Genomic DNA, 19,838 nt, shown 5'->3' on the forward strand with positions numbered 1-19,838 from the left:
GCGCTCCCGCCCGGGGCCCGGCGTGCCTCAGCGGCGCCGGTGCACCAGCCGCCCGGCCACCACCGTGGCCAGGCAGGCGCCGTCCGCGTCGAAGACGGCCAGGTCGGCGCGGCCCGCCGGGGCGAGGGTGGGCGGGCGCGGCCGGTCCAGGACGGCGATGCCGCCCCGGTGGGCGGCCGCGCGCAGCTCGGCGTCGCCGAGGTGGCGGGCGAGGACGGCGGTCGCGCCCCGCCGCAGCAGGGCGTGGATCCGCTCCCGCGGGCTGGGCGCGTCCGGCACCGGGCCCTCGTGGACCAGGGCCGGGCCGAGCTCCCCGGGCCACTCCCGCACCCGGGCCCGCGGATAGGTCTCGCGCAGCTCCGGCAGGGGGCCGATGGCCGCGATGCGGTCGCCGTCGACCGCGACGGCGGCGTCGTGCAGCGGGGCCCCGTCGCCGGGGGTGACCCGGACGACGGGCGCCGCGTGGAGCGTGAGCATCAGGACGCCTGGATCACCGTCAGCTCGGGGTGGGCGGTGCCACCCTCGATCGCCGTCGAGGACAGGTGCGAGACGACGTGGTCGTCGACCGGGTCGTTCGCCGGGTCGTCGTGCACCACCAGGTGCTCGTATGTCGTGGCGCGCTGCGCGGGGATCCGCCCGGCCGCGCGGATGAGGTGGAGCAGCTCCATCCGGTTGGACCGGTGGCGGGCGCCCGCCGAGGAGACCACGTTCTCCTCCAGCATCACCGAGCCGAGGTCGTCCGCCCCGTAGTGCAGGGCCAGCTGGCCGGCCTCCTTGCCGACGGTCAGCCAGGAGCCCTGGATGTGCGCCACGTTGTCGAGGAAGAGCCGGGCGATGGCGATCATCCGCAGGTACTCGAAGACGGTGGCCTGCGTCTGGCCCTTCAGATGGTTGTTCTCGGGCTGGTAGGTGTACGGGATGAAGGCGCGGAAGCCGCCCGTCCGGTCCTGTACGTCGCGGATCATGCGGATGTGCTCGATCCGCTCGGCGTTGGTCTCGCCGGTGCCCATCAGCATGGTGGAGGTGGACTCCACACCGAGGTTGTGGGCGATCTCCATGATCTCCAGCCAGCGCTCACCGGACTCCTTCAGCGGCGCGATGGCCTTGCGCGGCCGCTCGGGCAGCAGCTCGGCGCCCGCGCCCGCGAAGGAGTCGAGACCGGCCGCGTGGATGCGGCGGATGGCCTCCTCGGCCGAGACGCCCGAGATCCGCGCCATGTGCTCGACCTCGGACGCCCCCAGCGAGTGGATCACCAGCTGCGGGAACGCCTGCTTGATCGCCGAGAAGTGCTTCTCGTAGTAATCCACCCCGTAGTCCGGGTGGTGGCCGCCCTGGAACATGATCTGCGTGCCGCCCAGTTCGACGGTCTCCGCGCAGCGGCGCAGGATGTCGTCGAGGTCGCGGGTCCAGCCCTTCGCGGTGTCCTTCGGAGGGGCGTAGAAGGCGCAGAACTTGCACGCCGTCACGCAGACGTTGGTGTAGTTGATGTTCCGTTCGATGATGTACGTCGCGATGTGCTCGGTGCCCGCGTAGCGACGGCGCCGGACCGCGTCGGCCGCGGCTCCCAGTGCGTGCAGCGGAGCCGAGCGGTAAAGGTCGAGCGCCTCTTGTGGGGTGATCCGACCCCCGTCGGCGGCGCGGTCGAGGAGTGCCTGCACCTCTGCGTTTGCGGTCACCGGGGCGTACCTTTCGGTGGTTTATGGGTGGACCGACCCAGAGTACGCCAGGGCCTTTACGCCTGTACGAGTACGTGTCAGGCACACCTGTAACCCCTGTTACCCGCGGCACCCGTCGCTCTGTACCCGCCGCACCCGTCGCTCCGCGCTCATTTGAGCTTGCGGAGGGTACCCGTCGGATCGCCCGCCTGTTTGTCCTTCGCCTTGTAGCTGATCGTCCCGTCGGAGGTCAGGATGAACTGCTCGTCCGTCGAGGCGTCGCTGCACCCCTGCTGCGGCTCGGAGCCCTTGAGGCGCGCGTCGAGGTGGAGCTGTTTCGGGGCCGCCGAGACCAGCTTCCAGGCGCTGTCGCAGCGCAGCACCGACAGCTTGACCCGGCCACTGGCGACGTCCTGGCCGGTGTGCCCCTGCCGGAAGGTGATGGTCAGGGTGCCCACCGGGATGCCCGAGTCGGAGGTCAGATCGCCCTGCCAGGTGCCGATGAACTTCTTGGGCACATCGCCCTTTTCGGAGCCGGTGTCCCCGGCCCCCGGCTCCTGTTCCGTGGCGGACGGACGGGGATTGCTGCCGGCGTTCTGGTCGGCACTGTCGTCCGAGCCGCCGGGGAGCACCCGGAAGAGCACGGCGGCGGTCGTCGCGGCGGCCAGCGCGCCCGCGACGGACAGCACCAGCGTGCAGCTCAGCGCCTTGGGGCGCTTCTTACCGCCGACGGCGGCCGAGAGCGAGACACTGCGGCCGCCGCCCGGCGTCGACGACGGCGGGGCGGGGAGCGGATGGGCGGCGGACTGGTCCTTCCCCCGCGACCCGCCGACGTACGACGGGTCGGGCGGGCCGAAGGCGCCCAACACGGGCGCCGCCGGGGCCGGACCCAGGGCCGGGCCCAGGACCGGGGTGGGCGGCGGGGTCGGGCGGTCCTCGGCCGACGGTGCGGCGTCGGAGGGCCCGGCGGCGGGCGATGCCGTGACGGACGGCCCGGCGTCGGACGGCTCGGCCGCGGACGGCGGGGCCACGGCCTCCGCCTCCAGGTCGAGCAGCTCCACCACCTGCCGGCTCACCCGCTCGACCAGCGCCCCCGGCAGCCAGCCCGGCCGCGCCAGCCCCGAGGCGCCGTCCTCCGCGGCGAGGCGCCGCACGATCTGCTCGGGGGTGGGGCGGTCGGCCGGGTTCTTAGCGAGGCACGCGGCGACCAGATCGCGCAGCTCCCCGGTCAGTTCGCGGCCGAACCGGGGCTCGTCGTGCACCACCTTGTACAGCAGCGCGGCCGAGGTGTCGCCCGGGAACGGCGGTTCACCGGTCGCCGCGTACGCCAGCACCGCGCCGAGCGAGAAGACATCGGCCGCGCCCTCGACGTTCTCGCCCAGGATCTGCTCGGGCGCCATATAGCCGGGCGAGCCGATGGAGGCGCCGGTCGAGGTCAGCGACACCGTGCCCTCGGTGGCCCGGGCGATGCCGAAGTCGATCAGCCGCGGACCGTCGAGCGCGAGCAGCACATTGGACGGCTTGACGTCGCGGTGAACCAGGCCGAGGGCGTGCACCGCGGCCAGCGCCTCGGCGAGCCCCGCGCCCAGCGCCCGCACCGACGACTCGGGCAGCGGCCCCTCGTCGGACACGGCCTGGTTGAGCGGAGGGCCCGCCACATAGCCGGTGGCCACCCACGGAATGCGTGCTTCCGGGTCGGCGTCCAGGACCGGCGCGGTGAAGGCGCCGCCGACCCGGCGCGCGGCGTCGACCTCGCGCCGGAAACGGGCGCGGAACTCCTCGTCCAGCGCGAAATGGGCGTGCACGACCTTCACCGCGACCGTGCGCCCGCCCGCGCTGCGGCCCACAAAGACCCGGCCCATACCGCCCGAACCGAGCCGACCGAGCAGCCGATAGGCGCCGATGACCTGCGGATCGTCCGCTCCCAGCGGATCCATCGCGTTGCCTCCCCCTCCGTGCGCCGGTCCAGCTTAGGGGGTGTTGAGGCCATTCACCGCAGGTCGTGCGGTCGGGAAGGTCAGCTCAGCAGCTCGACCCGGACGTCCGCGGGGTATCCGGTCGTCGGCCCCGTACGGCGGGCGAACTCGGCGATGCCCTCCAACTGCGCCTGGCCGAGGCTGAAGTCGAGGGTGGTGAAGTAGCGCTCCAGCACCGACGCCTCGAGCTGCTCCCAGCGCGCCGCCTGCTCGGCGACCTTGCCGACCTCCTCCAGGGAGAGGTTCCGCGAGGACAGGAACGCCTCGTGGACCTGCCGGACGATCTCCGGCTCCCGCTCCAGATACTCGCGGCGGGCGGCCCACACCGCGAAGACGAAGGGGAGTCCGGTCCACTCCTTCCACATCTGGCCCAGATCGTGGACCCGCAGGCCCAGCCGGGGCGCGTCATGGAGGTTGGCCCGCAGCGCGGCATCGCCGATCAGCACCGCCGCCTCGGCCTCCTGCATCATCAGGCTGAGGTCGGGCGGGCAGGTGTAGTAGTCGGGGGCGAGTCCGTACCGCTCGGCGAGCAGCAGTTGGGCCAGGCGTACGGAGGTGCGCGAGGCGGAACCGAGTGCGACGCGCGCCCCGTTCAGCTGCTCCAGCGGCAGCTGCGAGACGATCACGCAGGACATGACGGGTCCGTCACAGCCCACCGCGATGTCCGGGAGCGCGACGAGATCGTCGGCATTGCGCAGATACTCCACCAGGCTGATCGGGCCGATGTCGAGATCGCCGCGGACCAGCAGGTCGTTCAGGGCGTCGGGAGATGCCTTGGTGAGGTCGAAATCCAGGAGGGATCCGGTCCTGGCGAGGCCCCAGTACAACGGCATGCAATTGAGGTACTGGATGTGCCCCACTTTTGGCCGACTCAGCCGATGGCCGCCGGGCGGTCTGAGGCTTTCCGAGGCGTCCTGTGTACTCCGCGAGGGGGAACTCGGTGAATTGTCCACGTCTCGGAGGCTAGCCCCGCTCGCCCCGGGTAATGGCGGCGGGGTGCTCCGCTGGCCTTGTGCTGACTGGCGCGTAAGCGCTCGACCTGCGATCTTATCCACCTCAGAGGCCCGGGAAACCCCTCGTTTTCGTGATCTTCGGCTCTTTCCTCGCGCACACGGAGCGTGCTAGGCTCGCCGCAAGTTGCAGTTTGGTTTCCTTGCAGTACAGAGCCTGCGGAGCATGTAACCGCAGGCTTTTGTAGTTTTCAGACTTCTTGCAGGTTCTGGAGCAGGGCAACCCTTTGGCCCAAGGAGGGCTTATGGCTACCGGAACCGTCAAGTGGTTCAACGCCGAGAAGGGCTTCGGCTTCATCGCCCAAGACGGCGGCGGCCCCGATGTCTTCGTTCACTACTCCGCGATCAACGCGACCGGCTTCCGTTCTCTTGAGGAGAACCAGGCCGTGACCTTCGACGTCACTCAGGGTCCGAAGGGCCCGCAGGCGGAGAACGTCAGCCCCGTCTGATCAAGCAGCACCACCCAAGGAGCCCTGCTCCCCGCCTGGCGGGGAGACGGGGCTCCTGCCTTTTGGGGCCCGTTCCGGGGATGGACGGTCAGTCCTCCAGCAGCCGGAAGTCGGCGAAGTCGAAGCCTGGCGAGACCACACAACTCACCAGCACCTCCTCGTCCGCCTCCGGACGGGCCGCCTGCCAGACGCCCGGCGGGATGACGACCTGGGGGCGCTGGCCGGAGGCGACATCGGGGCCCAGGAGCACCTCCGTGGGGGCCGCCTCCGGGGTGTCGCCCGTACCGCCCAGCCGGAGCCGCAGCGGGCCGCCGCTGTGCCACAGCCACAACTCGGCCGAACGCACCACATGCCAGCGAGACTCCTCACCGGGAGTCAGCAGGAAGTAGATCGCCGTGGCGGTCGCGCGCTCGCCGTCGTACCCCGGCGGCCGCACCGTGACATCGCTGCGCCAGGTCTCCCGGTACCAGCCGCCCTCCGGATGGGGCTCGAGACCGAGCCATTCGGCCGTCGCGGGCCGTCGGGTCGTGGCCATGTCGTTCCCCGCTCTCACACATCCGTCCGGGCCCGTCGAGGATAGCCCGTAGGCCGCACGCCCTTCTCAAGGCACTCACGCCGCCCCTGTCTCAAGACGCTCACCCCGTCCCTGAAGCGCTCATGTCGTCCTTACGGTGCTCACGCCGCGTAGGGGACCCGCGACGCACCGCTGACACGGCGTGCCCGCTCGGGCTACGGTTTCGACCATGGGGCACGGGCGGCGGACGGTGACGGTGCACCATGTGCGGGCCGCGCTGCGCGGTGCGCAGCGGCTCGGCCTCGACACCGTCCCGCTGCTGCAGCGGGCCCGGATACCCCCGCTGCTGCTGACCGACGACCGCGCCCGCGTCTCCCCCGAGCAGTTCGCCCGGCTGGTGCGCGCCCTGCACCGGGCCACGGAGGACGAGTTCCTGGGGCTGGGGACCATCCGCAGCCGGCCCGGCACCTTCGCGATGATGTGCTACGCCTCACTGGGCTGCCCCGACCTCGGCACGGCGGTGGAACGCGGCGCCCGCTTCTACCGGCTCTTCCCCGGCGGCCCCAATCTGGCCCTGGAGCGCGGCGCGGGCCGGGGCCCGGAGGCGGTGTTCGCCCTGCGCGGCGGGCTGGGCCCGCATGAGGACGCCCTTACGGCGGCCGAGAGCCATATCGTCGCCGAATGGCTCATGCTCATCTGGCACCGGGTCGCGGGCTGGCTGATCGGGCGCCGGATCCCGCTGCTGTGGGCCCAGTTCGCGTACCCCCCGCCCCCGTACGCCGAGGACTACGAGCCGCTCTTCGGCTGCCCGCCCCGCTTCGGGGCACCGCGCACCGCGGCCGGTTTCGACCGCCGCTGGCTGACCGCCCCCGTCGTCCAGGACGAGTCCACGCTCCAGACGCTGCTGCGGCACGCGCCCGCCGGGCTGCTCAGCCGCCGCGACTACGGGACGACCGTCGCCGAGCAGGTGCGGCACGCGCTCACCGGCGCGCTGCGGACGCGCGGCGGCCCGGCCGACGTTCCACGTGCCCGGCACACCGCGCGGCTCCCGGAGTTGCCCGAGGTCGCCGCCCGGCTGGCGGTCAGCCCGGCGACGCTGCGGCGGCGGCTGCGCGAGGAGGGCACGTCCTTCCAGGAGCTGAAGGACACCGTGCGGCGTGCCGAGGCGGTCAGCAGCCTGGCCGAGGGGGTCGAGCCCATCGCCGATCTGGCCTTACGGCTGGGCTTCTCCGAGGACACGGCGTTCCACCGGGCGTTCCGGCGCTGGACCGGGACAACACCGGGCGCATACCGACATGAGACGTGGAGTCAGCACATCTGAGCGCCGCGGTCAGCCACAGACGCCTCGCTCGTCCCTACGGTCCTCGCAGAGCGATTCAGCATCGCCAAGGCGCACCGCCCGCACCGTTGGGAGAGCCGTATGCGCATCCGCACCACCGTGCTCGCCAGCCTCGCCGCCCTCGCCCTGACCTCGGCACTGCCCGCCGCCCCGGCCGCCGCCGCATCGGGCGCCCCGGCCACCGGCGCCGACAAACCCGGCGACATCGTCACCTCCGCCCCCACCACCTTCCGCACCCAGCCCAGGGTGCCGACCGCCACCAAGGCATGGCACATCACCTACCGCTCCACCACCGCCACCGGCCGCCCCGACGTCGTCTCCGGCACGGTCCTCGTCCCCGACGACGGCAAGCAGGGCTCCCGGCCGCTCCTCACCTGGGGCATCGGCGCCGTGGGCCTCGCCGACGACTGCGCGGTGTCCGGCCGGTTCCCGCGGGGCACCTCGAGCGAGGCCCAGCTGATCGACCTCGCGCTGCGCCGCGGCTGGGCCGTGGCCGTCACCGACTACGAGGGCCTGGGCACCCCGGACGACCACACCTATACCGCCGGCCGGTCCGAGGGCCACGCCGTCCTGGACGCGGCGCGCGCCGCCCAGCGCCTTCCGGAGGCCGGGCTCTCACCGGACGCGCCCGTGGGCATCATGGGCTACTCCCAGGGCGGCCAGGCGGCCGGCTGGGCCGCCGAACTGCATGCCTCGTACGCCCCCGAGCTGCGGCTGAAGGGCACGGTCGCCGGAGGCGTGCCCGCCGACCTCCCCACGACGCTGGAGTACAACGACGGCGGACCGGGCGCCGGGCTCGCCCTTATGGCGCTCACCGGACAGGACGCGGCCTTCCCCGCGCTGCGGCTCGACTCGTATCTCAACGACCGGGGCCGCGGCTATGTGGACCTCATGAAGCGGAACTGCCTGGCGCTCAGCACCATCGGCGGGCTCTTCCAGCACAGGTCCGAGGTGACCGTAAGGGACCCTTTGGCCAGTCCGGCCTGGCAACTCGCCCTGCGCGGCTCCTTCTTGGGCACCCGCACCCCCGATCACCCCGTCTACCTCTACCAGGGCGTGGTGGACGAGCTGATCCCGTACCGGGTCGGCGCGGCGCTGCGCGACCGCTGGTGCGCCCGGGGCGTGCCGGTGGAGTGGAAGGGCTATCCGCTGGACCATGTCACCACGGCGGTGACCGGGATACCAGCGGCCCTGGAGTGGATGGCCGGACGGCTGGCGGACGAGCCGACGCGGGGCAACTGCGCCGCGTAAGGCCCGGCTGACGCCGTACGACGTCGGCCTGCTCGTCAGCCGACCCGCTCGGGCGACCACCCCTGCCCCTGGAGCAGATTCCCCAGCCCGGCCCAGGCGAAGTTCATCAGGGTGGCCGCGGCCTCCTTGGCCGACGGCCCACCCGCTCGCCCGTCCGCCGTCCAGTCCGCGAGCGACTCGGCCGCGCCCACCAGCGCGAGCGCGAGCCCGGACACCTCGGTGCCCGCGAGGGTCCGGGCGCGCGCCCCTCCGCGTGCCTGCTCCCGCGCCGCCGCGCCTATCAACTGCGTCACGAACTCCACGATCTCCGCCCGCATCGCGACCACTTCACGGGCGAAGGACCGCCCCTGCGTACGGGCCTGCACATGCAACAGCGTCCAGCCGTCGGGATGTTCGGCCGTGTGCGCGAAGAAGCCGCTCAGCCCGCTCCACAACTGCCGGTCGGCGGGCGCGTCCCGCTCCACGGCGGCCCGGACCGCGGTCACCAGCGCCGCGGCCTCCCGCCGTATGCACGCCGTGAACAGCTCGTCCTTGGAGTTGAGATAGAGATAGACCAGCGGTTTGGAGACCCCGGCCAGCTCGGCGATGTCGTCCATCGAGGCGTTCTGATAGCCGCTGCGCGCGAAGGCCCGCACCCCCGCGTCCAGCATCTGCTGCTCCCGCACCGCCCGTGGCACGCGCTTGCTCCCCGTCGCCCCGCCCACGCAGGCCGCCCCCTTCGATCGTGCCCCCGCACACATACCGCGGACAAGCCTACGTGGGACCACTGTCAGCGCTCTTGCCACGGCCGCCCGACGACATCAAAGTTTCAACTGACCACGCACCGTGCCCCGTTCAGCTCCGTAACGCAGTGCCGCGAAGGAGAACGAACGATGCCGAACCGCCGTCACACGCTCGCCGCGCTGACCGCGCTGGCCGCCGCACCGCTCCTCCCCGCCCGCGCGGAAGCCCGTTCCCCGGAGCCCGGCTCCTCGAAGGCCCGCTCCCCACAAGCCCCTGCCGGACGCGGGGCACCCGCCCGCGCGCGCCTCGTCGCCGCGGAGCGCGTCGACGAGCGCGTCCTGGACCTGACGATCGACTCCCCCGCCCTGGGCCGCGAGGGCCACGCCCGCGTCCTCCTCCCCACCGGCTACGACCGCCGACCCCACCACCGCTGGCCCGTGCTCTATCTGCTCCACGGCTGCTGCGACCCGGGCCCCGGCTGGGAGGCCTGGACCCGCAACACCGATGTCGAGGCCATCACCGCCGCCACCCCGGCCCTGATCGTCTCCCCCGAGGGCGGTCCCGTCGGCTTCTACTCCAACTGGTGGAACGGCGGCCACTACGGCCCGCCCGCCTGGGAGACCTTCCACCTGGCCGAGCTGCGCCCCCTCCTGGAGCGCGCCCTGCGGGCCAACGGCCGCCGGGCGATCGCCGGTCTGTCCATGGGCGGCTTCGGCGCCCTCTCCTACGCCGCCCGCCATCCCAGCCTCTTCCGCGCGGCGGCGTCCTTCAGCGGGGTCATCCACACCACCCTGGACCCCACCGGCATTCAGAACATCCTTACGGGCCACGGCGCCGACCCGACGGCCCTCTGGGGAGACCCCACCGCCCAGTCCGCGCTCTGGGACGCCCACAACCCGTACGCCCTCATCCCCCGGCTCCCCCGCGGCTACCCGCTCTACGTCGCCTGCGGCAACGGCACCCCCGGCCCACTCGACCCGCCGGGCCGCCCCGAGGACGCCCTGGAGCGCGGCCTCGGCGAGATGGCCCAGCGCTATGTACGCCGCGCCGACGCCCACGGTCTGGCCGTCACCGCCCACCTCTACGGCCCCGGCACCCACACCTGGCCCTACTGGGAACGCGAACTCACCCGCGCCCTCCCCCTGCTCACCGCCCGGCTCGTCTGACGCGGGAGGTTTGCTACGGTCGGGAGGAACCCGACGAGACGCGCCGTACCGGGACCCGCAAAGACGACGCACCCCCGTAATCGAGAGACTTCACGGAGGTGCCGTCATGGCATGGGTCCTGCTGCTCACGGCCGGGCTGTTCGAGATCTGCTGGTCGATCGGCATGAAGCTGAGCGACGGCTTCACCCGGCTGTGGCCCACTGTGTTCACCGTCGCCGGTCTGATCGTGAGCATGGGGCTGCTGAGCGCGGCGGTGAAGAGCCTGCCCATCGGCACGGCCTACGGCGTCTGGGTCGGCATCGGCGCGGTCGGCACCGCCCTGCTGGGCATGCTCCTCTTCCACGAACCGGTCACCCCGGCCCGGATCTTCTTCCTGCTGCTGCTGGTGGTGGCCATCGTGGGCCTGGAGGCCACGGCGGGCGAGTGAACAGCACGGTGCCCCCGGACCGGGAGAGGTCCGGGGGCACCGTGCTGTCGCTCGGCAGGTGTTACGCGGCGGCCAGCTGGGGTTCCGGCTCGTCGCGGTCGTCCAGCGGGGAGGCGCTGGCGTGGGCGTAGGCCTCGTGGTCGAGGATCTTCTCGCGGGCCGAGACGATCACCGGTATCAGCGACTGCCCGGCCACGTTGGTGGCGGTCCTCATCATGTCCAGGACCGGGTCGATGGCCATCAGCAGGCCGACGCCCTCCAGGGGGAGCCCCAGGGTGGAGAGGGTCAGGGTCAGCATGACCGTGGCGCCCGTAAGGCCGGCGGTGGCGGCGGAGCCGATCACCGAGACGAAGGCGATCAGGAGGTAGTCGCCGACGCCGAGGTTCACGTCGAAGATCTGGGCGATGAAGATCGCGGCGATCGCCGGGTAGATCGAGGCGCAGCCGTCCATCTTCGTCGTCGAGCCGAAGGGCACCGCGAAGGAGGCGTACTCCTTGGGGACGCCCAGCCGCTCGGTGACCTTCTGGGTCAGCGGCATGGTGCCGACCGAGGAGCGGGAGACGAAGGCGAGCTGGATGGCGGGCCAGGCGCCCTTGAAGAAGTTCAAGGGGTTGACCTTGGCGACCGTCGCGAGCAGCAGCGGGTAGACGCCGAACATCACCAGCGCGCAGCCGATGTAGATGTCGGCGGTGAAGGTCGCGTACTTGCCGATCAGGTTCCAGCCGTAGTCGGCGATGGCGGTGCCGATGAGGCCCAGGGTGCCCAGCGGGGCGAGGCGGATGACCCACCACAGGGCCTTCTGGAGCAGTTCGAGCACCGACTGGCTCAGGGTGAGGATCGGCTGGGCCTTCTCGCCGAGTTGGAGGGCGGCGACGCCCGCGACGGCGGCGATGAAGACGATCTGGAGGACGTTCAGCTCGGTGAACGGGGTGATGACGTCCGTCGGCACGATGCCGGTGAGGAAGTCCAGCCAGGAGCCCGCGTGGTCGGGCTTGGCGCCGTCCTTGGGGGTCAGGTCGGTCCCGGCGCCCGGGTTGGTGAGCAGGCCGATCGCCAGGCCGATGGCGACGGCGATGAGCGAGGTGGCCATGAACCATAGCAGGGTGCGGGTCGCCAGCCGGGCGGCGTTGTTGACGTTCCGCAGATTGGTGATCGAGATCAGGATCGCGAAGAACACCAGCGGGGCGACGGCCAGCTTCAGCAGTTGGACGAAGATGGTGCCGATCTTGTCGAGCGTGGTGACCAGCCAGCCGACATCACCGCTGCGGGCGATCCAGCCGAGTACCACACCGAGGACGAGGCCCAGCAGGATCTGCGCCCAGAAGGGCACCTTGGGCAGGCGGAAGGACGACGACCCCTGGGGGGACGCCTTGAGGGCGGACGACAACGGACACACTCCGGTGGAGGTAAGAGGGGGAGAAAGCCAGGAGTCCGTACGGGATCTCCGGCCGCTGTGCGCGAGATGGATCAGCGGCGACGACAGGCCGCGGACAGACAGCGGCAAAGATCGATGTGCAGGCGCGCCACGAGCGGAACGCTCGCTGCGATGTGGGGCGCGGCTGCTGTCTTCATGACAAGTACGTTAACACCGCCGCTTTGGGGAACCCAAAGGAATTCTTTGACTTCTGGGGGCGTCCGAGGGGCGAAGAGACATCAACGCCCCTTGTGCCGACGGAAGCTGACACAAGGGGCGTTGATGGAGTGAGGGGGTGGTGTGAGGAGGGTTACAGCCCAGCGCCGGTCAGACGCCGTCCTCCTGGCTCTGGTTCGCCGCCAGCCGCTCCTTGGCGCGGTCCACCTTCTCGGCGACCTGGACGGCCACGGCGTCCCGCTGCTTGCGCAGCATCACCCAGCTGAGCGGCGCGGAGACGACCAGCGCGAGCAGCGCCACCCAGAAGAGGTTGGAGTTGCCGAGGCCGGAGGGCAGCACCCGGAAGTAGACCAGGCCCCAGATGGCCAGGAACGAGCCGACGAAGATTCCCAGGCGCATGAGGGTGTAGCGGAACATGGCACTCGGCGTGAAGGACACGACTCGTCCTCTCTCCTGGGAGTTCGGCTGGTCTGCCGGAGTTCTTCCGGTGGCTTCTGCTGGGAGAAGCTGTCCTCCCAGTGAACCACGGCCGGTTTCTGATCAATTCAGCGGCAGCCACATGGTGACGTCGTCCCGGAAGTCGTCGTCCCCGACCTTGATCGCGCCGGGCACCCGCCCGACCTCCTTGTAGCCACAGCGCTCGTAGAAGCGGTCCGCCCCGGTGCCACCGCGGCAGGTGAGCCGTATCCCCTGGATGCCGTCCATATCGCGCGCGGCGTCCTCGGCGGCCGCCATAAGGGCGCGGCCAAGTCCATTGCCCTGGTGGGAGGGGTGCACCATCACGGTGTAGAGCCAGCACCAGTGGCGCATCAGCCGGTGGGTGTTGAAGGTGAAGAAGGCGGTGGCGGCCACGGCGCCGTCCGCGCCGCGGCCGATCAGCAGACGGGTCCGGCCCTCCGTCATCGCGGCGAGGTGCTTGAGCAGCTCCGGGCGTATGTCGTCCCTGGCCACAGGCGGAACGAAACCGACGGCGCCGCCCGCGTTCGAGACGTCGGCCCAGAGGGCGCAGACGGAATCGAGCAGCTCGGGGGTGGCCTCGGGGTCGAGTTCAAAGCGCAGGGGCATGCGATCGACGATACCCATGGGCTCTGACAGCCCCGCGCCTCCGGCTCCGTACGCGACAGCCGCCGGCCGACCCCCGTACGCGACCGCGGCCGGGCTCAGCCCAGCGCCGCCGCGGCGACCCTCAGATCGGCCACCAGCCCCTCGTACGCCGCCTCCCGGTCGTCGGCCCGCAGCACCGCGGAGGGGTGGATCGTGGGGACGATCAGGGCGCCGCGCGCCGGTCCCGACGGGTCGCCCTCCAGCCGCGTGCCGCGCCGCTCGGTCACCCGGAACGACGAGCCCAGCAGCGCCTTCCCCGCCGTGGCGCCGAGCGCCACGACCACCTCGGGCTCGATCAGCTCCAGCTCGGCCTCCAGCCAGGGCCCGCAGGCGGAGAGCTCGCGCAGGCTCGGCGGCTTGTGGATGCGCCGCTTGCCGCGCTCGGGGACGTGGGTGAACTTGAAGTGCTTGACCGCGTTGGTGATGTACGTCTCGTCCGGATCGATCCCGGCCTCGTCCAGGGCCCGGCCGAGGACCTTGCCCGCCGGGCCCACGAAGGGCTTGCCCTGCCGGTCCTCCTGGTCGCCCGGCTGCTCGCCGACGAGCACGACCCGGGCGTCCGGATCCCCGGCGCCGAAGACGGTCTGCGTGGTGTCGCGGTGCAGCGGGCAGCCGTGGCATCCGGCCGCCGCCTCCCGGAGCGCGCCCAGGTCGGCGCCCTCCGGGACGAAGGGGGCGGCGGTGTACGCGTCCTCGGGGCTCTTCGTACCGGCCATGGCCTCCGAGTGCCCCGCTCGGCGGCCGTCAGACAGCGGCCGCCGGGCGGAGGGCGATACGGGTCACACCGGCGGTACGCCCGCGATACGGGTCACACTCGCCGTACGCGGTCACACCCGCCATACGGGCACCCGCCATACGGGCTCACACCCGCCGTACGGATCACACCCGCCGTACGGATCACACCCGCATCGGCTGCGGGGTCTCGCGGCGGGCCGGGTCCGGGCCCTCGAACTCGCGGATGACCTCGTAGCGGGTGTTCCGCTCCACCGGCCGGAACCCGGCGTCCCGGATCAGGTCGAGCAGATCGTCACGGGTGAGCTTGTTGGGCGTCCCGTAGGCGTCGGCGTCGTGGGTGATCTTGTACTCGACGACCGACCCGTCCATGTCGTCCGCGCCGTGGTTGAGCGCGAGCTGCGCGGTCTGCACGCCGTGCATCACCCAGAAGACCTTGACGTGCGGCACGTTGTCGAAGAGCAGCCGCGAGACCGCGAAGGTCTTCAGGGCCTCCGCGCCGGTGGCCATGGTGGTGCGGGCCTGAAGGCGGTTGCGGATCTTGCCGTCCTTCATGTCCACGAAGTCGTGCTGGTAGCGCAGCGGGATGAAGACCTGGAAGCCGCCGGTCTCGTCCTGGAGCTCACGCAGGCGCAGCACGTGGTCCACCCGGTGGCGGGGCTCCTCGATATGCCCGTAGAGCATCGTGCAGGGCGTCTTGAGCCCCTTCTCGTGCGCGAGCCGGTGGATGCGCGACCAGTCCTCCCAGTGGGTCTCGTGGTCGACGATGTGCTGCCGGATCTCCCAGTCGAAGATCTCGGCGCCGCCGCCGGTGAGCGACTCCAGTCCGGCGTCGATCAGCTCGTCGAGGATCTCGGAGGCCGGCATTCCGGAGATCTTCTCGAAGTGGTGGATCTCGGTGGCGGTGAACGCCTTGAGGGAGACCTGCGGAAGGGCCTCCTTGAGCGCCTTGAGCGACCGCGGGTAGTAGCGCCAGGGCAGGGTCGGGTGCAGGCCGTTGACGATGTGGAGCTCGGTGAGGTTCTCGTTCTCCATCGCCTTGGCGAGGCGGACGGCCTCCTCGATGCGCATCGTGTAGGCGTCCTTCTCGCCGGGCTTGCGCTGGAAGGAGCAGTACGCGCAGGACGCGGTGCACACGTTCGTCATGTTGAGGTGGCGGTTGACGTTGAAGTGCACGACGTCGCCGTTCTTACGGGTGCGCACCTCATGGGCGAGACCGCCCAGCCAGGCCAGATCGTCGGACTCGTAAAGGGCGATGCCGTCCTCCCGCGAGAGCCGCTCGCCCGCGCGGACCTTCTGCTCCAACTCCCTTTTGAAACCCGCGTCGTGTGTGGTCCCCGTCACCCCGGTCGCCTCCCAATACGTCTGCTGATGTCAGCCTTGGCCGAGACTACGCCTCGATGTCCTCCGGAAGCTCGCCGACCCGGTTTTCCCACTTCGTGGACAGCACGATCGTGGTCCGGGTGCGGGAGACGCCCTTGGTGCCGGAGAGCCGGCGGATGGTCCGCTCCAGGCCGTCCACGTCGGATGCGCGCACCTTGAGCATGTAGGAGTCGTCGCCCGCGATGAACCAGCAGTCCTCGATCTCGGCGAGCTCGCGCAACCGGTGGGCCACCTCCTCGTGGTCGGTGGCGTCCGAGAGCTGGATGCCGATCAGCGCGGTAACGCCCAGCCCCAGGGAGGCGGCGTCCACGGTCGCGCGATAGCCGGTGATCACCCCGGCGGCCTCCAGGCGGTTGATCCGGTCCGTGACGCTAGGCCCGGAGAGGCCGACGAGCCTGCCGAGCTCCGCGTAGGAGGCCCGGCCGTTCTCCCGCAGGGCCTGGATGAGCTGCCTGTCCACCGCGTCCATAAGCACGTACGCCTTCCATTATTCAAAGTTTGAGCGGGATTACATGTAGAATCTAAGGCATCAGGGCCACAAGCCCTGTAAATCTTTTAGGCGATCGACCATCCCTCAGGAGATGAGACTCACCGTGTACACGATCGAGGGCCTTGAGGCCCGCATGCTCGAGCTGCGGGACCTGGCCAACCGCTCGCGTGCAGCCCGTACCACCAACCGGCCCGTCTCCCGCGCGGCCCGCCGCGCGGCCGTCGTCGCGGCCCGCGCCGCGCGCACCAGGCGGCGCTGGACCCGCTAGGCCGTTCCCCGGTCCCGGTCCCCACCGAGTTCCCCCTCCCACCGGCGGTACAGCTTGTGCGGCACCCCTGCCGCGTCCAGCACCCGCCCCGCGACGAAGTCCACCAGATCCTGGATGTGCGTCGCCCCCGCGTAGAACGCCGGCGAGGCGGGCAGCACCACAGCGCCCGCCTCGTCCAGCGTCACCAGAGCCTTCAGCGTCTGTCCGCTCAGGGGTGTCTCGCGCACCGCCACCACGAGCTTGCGCCGTTCCTTGAGCGTGACGCTCGCGGCCCGCTGGAGCAGATCCTTCGACAGCCCGAGCGCCACCCCGGCCACACACGCCGTGCTCGCCGGGACGATCAGCATCCCCTTGGCCGGATACGAGCCGGAGGACGGCCCGGCCGCCAGGTCCCCGGGCGACCAGTGGGCCACGTCCGCCACCTCGGCGGGCACCTCGAAGGCGTCGGGCGTGCCGTCCGCGCCGCGCGCCAGCCAGCGGCACAGATCGTCGCGCCAGTGGGCGTCCCGGAACCCGATCCCCGTCTCGTCCAGCAGCGTCAGCCGTGACGCCCGGCTGACCACCAGGTCGACCGCCTCCCCCGCCGCCAGCAGCGCGCGCAGCACCGAGGCGGCGTACGGCGTCCCGGACGCGCCGGACACACCGACGACCCAGGGACGGCGCCCGCTCACTTCTTCGTGCGGCCCGTACGGCTCATGCGGCCCGTAAGGCTCGTGCGGCGTCTCCACGTCACCGAGCCTATCCGGCGGGTCTCACAGGCCGAGGCCCCGCACCACCAGGTCGAGGAGCGCGCAGCAGAACAGGGCGATCCCGATGAAGCCGTTGACCGTGAAGAAGGCGCGGTTCAGCCGGGACAGATCGCCCGGCCGCACGATCGTGTGCTCGTACGCGAACGCCGCCGCGACGATCGCGAGCCCGACCCAGAAGAACGCCCCGGCGTCCGTGGCCAGCGCGTACCAGACCAGCAGGGCAGTGGTGACCACATGGCAGACGCGCGCCCCGTAGAGGGCGCCCGCGATGCCGAAGCGAGCCGGCACCGACCGCACCCCGTGCGCCCGGTCGGCCGCCACGTCCTGGCAGGCGTAGATCAGGTCGAAGCCGCCGATCCAGATGCCGATCGCGAGCCCCAGGACGGCCGCGTCCCACGACCACTCGCCGGTGACTCCGATCCAGGCGCCGACCGGGCCGATGGCCTGGGCCACGCCCAGGATGGCGTGCGGATAGTCGGTGAACCGCTTCCCGTACGGATAGACCACCATCGGCACCACCGCGAGCGGCGCCAGCGCCAGGCAGAGCGGGTTCAGGAGCGCCGCCGAGCCCAGGAAGACGGCGAGCGCGATGAGCGCGCCGGTCCACGCGGTGCGCACCGACACGGCGCCGGTGACCAGCTCCCGGCCGGCGGTGCGCGGATTGCGGGCGTCGATCTCGCGGTCGATGATCCGGTTGCAGGCCATGGCGAAGGTGCGCATGCCCACCATGGCGATCGTGATCAGCAGCAGCCGCGTCCAGTGGACGGTGCCGTCCCACAGGTGCATCGCGGTCAGCGCGGCGATGTAGGCGAAGGGCAGCGCGAAGACCGAGTGCTCGATCATCACCAGCCGCAGAAAGGCGCGGACCCGGCCGGGCGGCGCCGGTTCGGGGCCGAAGAGATCGGGGGTCGCGGAATCGGCGCTCACAGCCCGTACTCCTTCCATCGCTTTGTCACCCGATCGGCGGTCTCCGGATCGGACATGACCATGCGCGGCCATCCGCCGTCGCGCGTATAGCCCTCCTCCGGCCATTTCGCGGTGGCGTCGATGCCCGCCTTACCGCCCCAGAACTGCTGGTACGAGGCGTGGTCGAGATGGTCGACGGGGCCTTCGACCACGGTCAGATCGCGGGCGTAGTCGGTGTTCCCCAGAGCGCGCCAGGAAACCTCGTGCAGATCGTGGACATCGCAGTCGGCGTCGACCACGACGATCAGCTTGGTGAGCGACATCATGTGGGCGCCCCAGATGGCGTGCATCACCTTCTGCGCGTGCTTGGGGTACTTCTTGTCGATCGAGACGATCGCGCAGTTGTGGAACCCGCCGGACTCGGGGAGGTGGTAGTCCACGATGTCCGGGATGATGATCTTGAGCAGCGGGAGGAAGAACCGCTCGGTCGCCCTCCCCAGCGGCCCGTCCTCGGTCGGCGGCCGGCCCACCACGATCGACTGGAGCAGCGGCCGCCGCCGCATCGTCACACAGTCGATGGTCAGGGCCGGGAACGGCTCCTGGGGCGTGTAGAAGCCCGTGTGGTCGCCGAACGGGCCCTCCGGCAGCGTCTTCCCGGGCTCCAGCCAGCCCTCGATGACGACCTCGGCGGCCGCCGGGACCTGGAGCGGCACCGTCTCGCAGTCCACCATCTCGACCCGCCGGCCCTGGACGAACCCCGCGAAGAGGTACTCGTCGATGTCGCCGGGGAGCGGCGCGGTCGCGGCGTAGGTCACGGCGGGCGGCGCCCCGAAGGCGATCGCCACCGGGAGCTTCTCCCCGCGCCGAGCGGCCACTTGGTAGTGGTTGCGGCTGTCCTTGTGGATCTGCCAGTGCATGCCGATGGTGCGGCGGTCATGGCGCTGCAGGCGGTAGAGACCGAGGTTGCGCACCCCGGTCTCCGGGTGCTTGGTGTGGGTCAGGCCGAGGTTGAAGAACGACCCGCCGTCCTCGGGCCAGGTGAACAGCGCCGGAAGCTGGTCCAGATCGACGTCCTCGCCGGTGAGGACCACCTCCTGGACGGGCGCCTCCTTCACCTTCCGCGGCGGCACATGGGCCATCGAGCCCAGCTTCCCGAACGCTTCGCGCAGGCCGACGAACCCCTGCGGCAGTTCGGGTTTGACCAGCCCGCCGATCTTCTCGCTGATCTCGTCGTACGAGCGGAGTCCCAGCGCCTTCAGGAGGCGGCGGTCGGTGCCGAAGACATTCATGGCCAGCGGCATCGCCGAGCCCTTGACGTTCTCGAAGAGCAGCGCCGGGCCGCCCGCCTTGTTGACCCTGTCGACGATCTCCCCGACCTCGAGATAGGGATCGACCTCGGCCTTGACCCTCTTGAGGTCGCCTTCCCTGTCGAGCGCCCGCAGAAAGGAACGAAGATCGTCATAAGCCATGCGTCCCAGTATCCGGTACGCACTACCCTGGTCCCGTAACTGGGGGCCCGAGCCACCGCCCCGAACACCACACGCAGGGGGAATCGCCTCATGCTAAGGGTGCTGATGATCCTGGTGCCGCTGGCACTGAGCATCTACGCGTTCATCGACTGCATCACCACCGACGAACAGGACATCCGCTATATCCCCAAGCCCATCTGGGCGATCCTCGTCCTGCTGTTCCCCATCGTGGGCTCCATCTCCTGGCTGATCGCGGGCCGCAAGCGCGCCGTCGCCGGAGGCGCCGGCCGGCCCGGCGTCCGGGGCACGGGCGGCGGCGGGGGCACGGGCGGCTGGGTCGCGCCGGACGACAACCCCGAGTTCCTCAAGTCCCTGAACGACAAGGGCCATAAGGACGACGCGAACGAACCGGCCGACACGCCCGGCGACCGCGAGAACGACGAGGAGCGGCTGAGGGACTGGGAGGCCGACCTCCGCCGCCGCGAGGAGGAGCTGCGCCGCAAGGGCGAGGGGCCGGGCTCCGGTTCGGGTTCCGGTTCCGGGTCCGGTCCGGAGGACACCCCGCCGGCCGCGTCCTGAAGAGCGGCCAGGCGGCGGGACAACGCGACGGCCGGTTCCCCTGACCCATGTCAGGGG

Annotated in this window: 22 protein-coding genes and 1 riboswitch; of the genes, 7 read left to right on the forward strand and 15 right to left on the reverse strand. The window is 71.1% G+C overall.

Annotated features, from left to right (window positions below; all coding sequences use genetic code 11):
- Positions 1 to 27 precede the first annotated feature (27 nt).
- From ACFXB5_RS15980 to ACFXB5_RS15995, 4 genes are all read right to left on the reverse strand, one after another.
- Positions 28 to 477 (reverse strand): hypothetical protein, encoded by a 450-nt coding sequence (locus ACFXB5_RS15980; RefSeq protein ID WP_385207698.1) that lies wholly within the window; start codon positions 475 to 477, stop codon positions 28 to 30.
- Positions 477 to 1,676: a cyclic dehypoxanthinyl futalosine synthase gene (mqnC, locus tag ACFXB5_RS15985; RefSeq protein ID WP_385207701.1), complete on the reverse strand. Its 1,200-nt coding sequence runs from the start codon at positions 1,674 to 1,676 to the stop codon at positions 477 to 479. The genes ACFXB5_RS15980 and mqnC overlap by 1 nt, the downstream gene beginning before the upstream one ends.
- 149 nt (positions 1,677 to 1,825) lie before the next feature.
- The gene (locus tag ACFXB5_RS15990; protein WP_385207704.1) at positions 1,826 to 3,592 is read right to left on the reverse strand and encodes a protein kinase; all 1,767 of its coding nucleotides are present in this window, start codon (positions 3,590 to 3,592) and stop codon (positions 1,826 to 1,828) included.
- A gap of 80 nt (positions 3,593 to 3,672) precedes the next feature.
- Positions 3,673 to 4,491 (reverse strand): menaquinone biosynthetic enzyme MqnA/MqnD family protein, encoded by an 819-nt coding sequence (locus ACFXB5_RS15995; protein ID WP_198277868.1) that lies wholly within the window; start codon positions 4,489 to 4,491, stop codon positions 3,673 to 3,675.
- 395 nt (positions 4,492 to 4,886) lie between these two features.
- Here ACFXB5_RS15995 and ACFXB5_RS16000 point away from each other — a divergent pair, with 395 nt between their 5' ends.
- Positions 4,887 to 5,090, forward strand: coding sequence for a cold-shock protein (locus tag ACFXB5_RS16000; protein ID WP_014054052.1), 204 nt, complete (start codon positions 4,887 to 4,889; stop codon positions 5,088 to 5,090).
- A gap of 88 nt (positions 5,091 to 5,178) precedes the next feature.
- Here ACFXB5_RS16000 and ACFXB5_RS16005 read toward each other — a convergent pair whose 3' ends face one another.
- Positions 5,179 to 5,625, reverse strand: coding sequence for a cupin domain-containing protein (locus ACFXB5_RS16005; RefSeq protein WP_385207707.1), 447 nt, complete (start codon positions 5,623 to 5,625; stop codon positions 5,179 to 5,181).
- A 208-nt stretch (positions 5,626 to 5,833) separates the two neighbouring features.
- Here ACFXB5_RS16005 and ACFXB5_RS16010 point away from each other — a divergent pair, with 208 nt between their 5' ends.
- Both ACFXB5_RS16010 and ACFXB5_RS16015 read left to right on the forward strand, forming a co-directional pair.
- Positions 5,834 to 6,925 (forward strand): AraC family transcriptional regulator, encoded by a 1,092-nt coding sequence (locus tag ACFXB5_RS16010; protein ID WP_385207710.1) that lies wholly within the window; start codon positions 5,834 to 5,836, stop codon positions 6,923 to 6,925.
- A gap of 99 nt (positions 6,926 to 7,024) precedes the next feature.
- Positions 7,025 to 8,194: a lipase family protein gene (locus ACFXB5_RS16015; RefSeq protein WP_385207713.1), complete on the forward strand. Its 1,170-nt coding sequence runs from the start codon at positions 7,025 to 7,027 to the stop codon at positions 8,192 to 8,194.
- A gap of 35 nt (positions 8,195 to 8,229) precedes the next feature.
- On the opposite strand, the gene ACFXB5_RS16020 is transcribed toward ACFXB5_RS16015, so the two are convergent.
- Positions 8,230 to 8,934, reverse strand: coding sequence for a TetR/AcrR family transcriptional regulator (locus tag ACFXB5_RS16020; protein ID WP_385207716.1), 705 nt, complete (start codon positions 8,932 to 8,934; stop codon positions 8,230 to 8,232).
- A 132-nt stretch (positions 8,935 to 9,066) separates the two neighbouring features.
- On the opposite strand from ACFXB5_RS16020, the gene ACFXB5_RS16025 reads away from it, so the two are divergent.
- Positions 9,067 to 10,083, forward strand: coding sequence for an alpha/beta hydrolase (locus ACFXB5_RS16025; RefSeq protein WP_385207718.1), 1,017 nt, complete (start codon positions 9,067 to 9,069; stop codon positions 10,081 to 10,083).
- A 7-nt stretch (positions 10,084 to 10,090) separates the two neighbouring features.
- Positions 10,091 to 10,156: riboswitch (guanidine-III (ykkC-III) riboswitch) on the forward strand.
- Positions 10,157 to 10,189: 33 nt separating this feature from the next.
- Positions 10,190 to 10,510, forward strand: a complete 321-nt coding sequence (locus ACFXB5_RS16030) for a DMT family transporter (RefSeq protein ID WP_385207721.1) — start codon at positions 10,190 to 10,192, stop codon at positions 10,508 to 10,510.
- Positions 10,511 to 10,571: 61 nt separating this feature from the next.
- Here the strand turns inward: ACFXB5_RS16030 and ACFXB5_RS16035 are convergent, their stop codons facing one another.
- The 6 genes from ACFXB5_RS16035 to ACFXB5_RS16060 form a co-directional block, all read right to left on the reverse strand.
- A complete protein-coding gene (locus tag ACFXB5_RS16035) occupies positions 10,572 to 11,897 on the reverse strand; it encodes a dicarboxylate/amino acid:cation symporter (protein ID WP_138914472.1) in 1,326 nt (441 codons plus the stop codon).
- A 354-nt stretch (positions 11,898 to 12,251) separates the two neighbouring features.
- Positions 12,252 to 12,518 carry a DUF4229 domain-containing protein gene (locus ACFXB5_RS16040; RefSeq protein ID WP_385207757.1) on the reverse strand — a complete coding sequence of 89 codons (267 nt, stop codon included), beginning with the start codon at positions 12,516 to 12,518 and terminating at the stop codon, positions 12,252 to 12,254.
- Between the two features lie 123 nt (positions 12,519 to 12,641).
- Positions 12,642 to 13,166 (reverse strand): GNAT family N-acetyltransferase, encoded by a 525-nt coding sequence (locus ACFXB5_RS16045; protein WP_385207724.1) that lies wholly within the window; start codon positions 13,164 to 13,166, stop codon positions 12,642 to 12,644.
- Between the two features lie 95 nt (positions 13,167 to 13,261).
- Positions 13,262 to 13,921: a UdgX family uracil-DNA binding protein gene (locus ACFXB5_RS16050; protein ID WP_385207727.1), complete on the reverse strand. Its 660-nt coding sequence runs from the start codon at positions 13,919 to 13,921 to the stop codon at positions 13,262 to 13,264.
- A gap of 181 nt (positions 13,922 to 14,102) precedes the next feature.
- Complete coding sequence (gene mqnE, locus ACFXB5_RS16055; protein WP_201851534.1) at positions 14,103 to 15,281, reverse strand: aminofutalosine synthase MqnE; 1,179 nt, start codon at positions 15,279 to 15,281, stop codon at positions 14,103 to 14,105.
- 46 nt (positions 15,282 to 15,327) lie between these two features.
- The gene (locus ACFXB5_RS16060) at positions 15,328 to 15,789 is read right to left on the reverse strand and encodes an Lrp/AsnC family transcriptional regulator (protein WP_020869409.1); all 462 of its coding nucleotides are present in this window, start codon (positions 15,787 to 15,789) and stop codon (positions 15,328 to 15,330) included.
- A 112-nt stretch (positions 15,790 to 15,901) separates the two neighbouring features.
- On the opposite strand from ACFXB5_RS16060, the gene ACFXB5_RS16065 reads away from it, so the two are divergent.
- Positions 15,902 to 16,078 (forward strand): hypothetical protein, encoded by a 177-nt coding sequence (locus ACFXB5_RS16065; protein ID WP_385207731.1) that lies wholly within the window; start codon positions 15,902 to 15,904, stop codon positions 16,076 to 16,078.
- Here the strand turns inward: ACFXB5_RS16065 and ACFXB5_RS16070 are convergent.
- The 3 genes from ACFXB5_RS16070 to ACFXB5_RS16080 all read right to left on the reverse strand — a co-directional run bounded on the left by ACFXB5_RS16070 (position 16,075) and on the right by ACFXB5_RS16080 (position 19,202).
- A complete protein-coding gene (locus tag ACFXB5_RS16070) occupies positions 16,075 to 16,749 on the reverse strand; it encodes a UbiX family flavin prenyltransferase (protein ID WP_385207760.1) in 675 nt (224 codons plus the stop codon). The genes ACFXB5_RS16065 and ACFXB5_RS16070 overlap by 4 nt on opposite strands.
- Positions 16,750 to 16,830: 81 nt before the next feature.
- Positions 16,831 to 17,754, reverse strand: a complete 924-nt coding sequence (gene mqnP, locus ACFXB5_RS16075) for a menaquinone biosynthesis prenyltransferase MqnP (RefSeq protein ID WP_385207734.1) — start codon at positions 17,752 to 17,754, stop codon at positions 16,831 to 16,833.
- On the reverse strand, positions 17,751 to 19,202 hold the full coding sequence (locus tag ACFXB5_RS16080) for a menaquinone biosynthesis decarboxylase (RefSeq protein ID WP_198269777.1): 1,452 nt from the start codon (positions 19,200 to 19,202) through the stop codon (positions 17,751 to 17,753). Before ACFXB5_RS16080 ends, mqnP begins: the two co-directional genes overlap by 4 nt.
- Positions 19,203 to 19,292: 90 nt before the next feature.
- Between ACFXB5_RS16080 and ACFXB5_RS16085 the strand changes: the two genes are divergently transcribed.
- The gene (locus tag ACFXB5_RS16085) at positions 19,293 to 19,781 is read left to right on the forward strand and encodes a PLD nuclease N-terminal domain-containing protein (protein WP_385207737.1); all 489 of its coding nucleotides are present in this window, start codon (positions 19,293 to 19,295) and stop codon (positions 19,779 to 19,781) included.
- The last annotated feature ends 57 nt before the right edge of the window (positions 19,782 to 19,838 follow it).

Source organism: Streptomyces sp. NPDC059455 (assembly GCF_042750115.1).
GTDB classification, from domain to species: Bacteria; Actinomycetota; Actinomycetes; order Streptomycetales; family Streptomycetaceae; genus Streptomyces; species Streptomyces endocoffeicus.

Coding starts and splice junctions, on each gene's coding strand:
- ACFXB5_RS15980 (WP_385207698.1), bottom strand. CDS start 477: ATGCTCACGCTCCACGCGGCGCCCGTCGTCCGGGTCACCCCCGGCGAC.
- ACFXB5_RS15990 (WP_385207704.1), bottom strand. CDS start 3,592: ATGGATCCGCTGGGAGCGGACGATCCGCAGGTCATCGGCGCCTATCGG.
- ACFXB5_RS16000 (WP_014054052.1), top strand. CDS start 4,887: ATGGCTACCGGAACCGTCAAGTGGTTCAACGCCGAGAAGGGCTTCGGC.
- ACFXB5_RS16005 (WP_385207707.1), bottom strand. CDS start 5,625: ATGGCCACGACCCGACGGCCCGCGACGGCCGAATGGCTCGGTCTCGAG.
- ACFXB5_RS16010 (WP_385207710.1), top strand. CDS start 5,834: ATGGGGCACGGGCGGCGGACGGTGACGGTGCACCATGTGCGGGCCGCG.
- ACFXB5_RS16015 (WP_385207713.1), top strand. CDS start 7,025: ATGCGCATCCGCACCACCGTGCTCGCCAGCCTCGCCGCCCTCGCCCTG.
- ACFXB5_RS16020 (WP_385207716.1), bottom strand. CDS start 8,934: ATGTGTGCGGGGGCACGATCGAAGGGGGCGGCCTGCGTGGGCGGGGCG.
- ACFXB5_RS16025 (WP_385207718.1), top strand. CDS start 9,067: ATGCCGAACCGCCGTCACACGCTCGCCGCGCTGACCGCGCTGGCCGCC.
- ACFXB5_RS16030 (WP_385207721.1), top strand. CDS start 10,190: ATGGCATGGGTCCTGCTGCTCACGGCCGGGCTGTTCGAGATCTGCTGG.
- ACFXB5_RS16040 (WP_385207757.1), bottom strand. CDS start 12,518: ATGTTCCGCTACACCCTCATGCGCCTGGGAATCTTCGTCGGCTCGTTC.
- ACFXB5_RS16045 (WP_385207724.1), bottom strand. CDS start 13,166: ATGCCCCTGCGCTTTGAACTCGACCCCGAGGCCACCCCCGAGCTGCTC.
- ACFXB5_RS16050 (WP_385207727.1), bottom strand. CDS start 13,921: ATGGCCGGTACGAAGAGCCCCGAGGACGCGTACACCGCCGCCCCCTTC.
- ACFXB5_RS16060 (WP_020869409.1), bottom strand. CDS start 15,789: ATGGACGCGGTGGACAGGCAGCTCATCCAGGCCCTGCGGGAGAACGGC.
- ACFXB5_RS16065 (WP_385207731.1), top strand. CDS start 15,902: ATGAGACTCACCGTGTACACGATCGAGGGCCTTGAGGCCCGCATGCTC.
- ACFXB5_RS16080 (WP_198269777.1), bottom strand. CDS start 19,202: ATGGCTTATGACGATCTTCGTTCCTTTCTGCGGGCGCTCGACAGGGAA.
- ACFXB5_RS16085 (WP_385207737.1), top strand. CDS start 19,293: ATGCTAAGGGTGCTGATGATCCTGGTGCCGCTGGCACTGAGCATCTAC.